The following is a 1,592-nucleotide window of genomic DNA, read 5'->3' on the forward strand; positions in this document are numbered from 1 at the left end:
GCCGCGGCCGACCACAACCCGGCCAGCGAGCCGGGAGCCAGCGGCGGGTGGCGCAGGTCGCCCAGAGCCACGGGAACGCCGCGGTCGGCGGCCAGCGCGGCCATGGCGGCCGAGCGGTCCACTCCTACCGGGGACAGCCCCTGCTCTCGGAACCAGGCCGCGTCCCTTCCCGGGCCACATCCCAGGTCGGCGACGCGTCCTCCGGCGGGCAGCGCGGCGGCGAAGCGCGCTCGAAAGGCGCGGAACGCGGCGTCGGGGTTCTCGGAGCGGGAGGCGAAGACGGGGGCGATGCGGTCGTACGTGGCGGTGGTCCGAGCGATGGGATCTTCCATCCTGTGGATATTGCCAGGTTCTGGACGTGCGGAGTGGGTACGCTGCCCGGTCGGCGCAATTGACTGGCCACTCACCAACACACGAGATGACCAGATCGCTTCTCCTCGCCGCCCCAAGTCGGATAGGAAGCTCAGAGAATTACGCCGGAGCGGCGCGCGAGAGCCCGCAGGCCGGAGAGCTTGCTGTGGCAGTCTCGATGGAGCACGTCGGTGATCACCTGTCGGGGGCCGGGTCGGCTGACCTCCGAGAGAGCGATCTTTTCGGCGATCAGGAGCGCACGCGCCGGTCTTCCCCACAGCGTGTATGCCTCAGCGAGGCCCGTGCAATAGCTGGCGCGGCGTTCCGACGTCGGAATCTCTGTCCGGGACGACGCTGCAGGACGTCCTCCCCGATCTTTCCCCACCTAAGTAAGGGCGGCGTGTACATCAGGAATCGTGCGCCAGCTCCAAATGCGCGCTTGGCCGCAGTGTTCGGCACCCGCACCCTACTTCAGGCACCGTTGTATGGTCTTCATTTGCGAGCCCGTGATCGGGCAGACCCAGATCTCATGCCCCTTCTCGTCGAAGATCTTCCGGCGCCCCAAGGGGCGGTCGAGCTTATTTGGGGTGCCGAGAAGGCGTCAGGCATGTCAGGCAAGTGGGCTTCAGACGAACATGCCTGACACGTTATCTGGGGTTGCCAGGCACGTTCGTTACCTGCGAAATCTCGTCGAGGCTCAGTCGATGTTGTCGTACATCAGCCTTGGTCACGCCACCTCAGGCGGCCTATCGATCGCCCCGGCCCGTACAGGAGCCCGACCACCGCCAACGATCAAGTCCTGGAGGTGGCTGCCTTTCGCATGGAGAAGACGCGCAGCCATGCCTTCCCAGTAGGGGAGATGGCGATCTGTCGGCCTCCGGAGTATCAAGGGCAGGTCACTATGGGTTCCCCCTGGCCCACATATTGATCCCATTCATCCTGAGTGAGCGAGCGCCGCCCGGCAATCGCACAAACTGCTCCGAAGAGGTTCGATGGAGAGGCCACGTCCCACAGCCGCACCGTCCCGTCGTCGCCGCCGGAGGCCAGGATCGTGCCGTCCGGGTTGAACGCCACCGACGACACGCCGCCGGTGTGGCCGGTGAGGGGGGCGCCGAGCGGCCTGCGGGAGGCCACGTCCCACAACCGCACCGTCCCGTCATCGTCGTCGTCGCCGGAGGCCAGGACTGTGCCGTCCGGGTTGAACGCCACCGACGACACGCCGCCGGTGTGGCCGGTGAGGG

1 protein-coding gene and 1 pseudogene are annotated in these 1,592 nt (G+C 67.0%); both read right to left on the minus strand.

Going from position 1 to position 1,592, the window contains the following annotated elements; all coding sequences use genetic code 11:
* Positions 1–332: methyltransferase domain-containing protein (locus tag AB0L53_RS50880; protein WP_364011567.1), on the minus strand; the 332-nt coding region annotated here is incomplete at its 3' end.
* Between the two features lie 904 nt (positions 333–1,236).
* Positions 1,237–1,592, minus strand: a pseudogene (locus AB0L53_RS50885) (hypothetical protein); the annotation flags it as partial.

This window comes from Nonomuraea sp. NPDC052129, assembly GCF_040680095.1.
In the GTDB taxonomy this organism is placed as follows: Bacteria; Actinomycetota; Actinomycetes; order Streptosporangiales; family Streptosporangiaceae; genus Nonomuraea.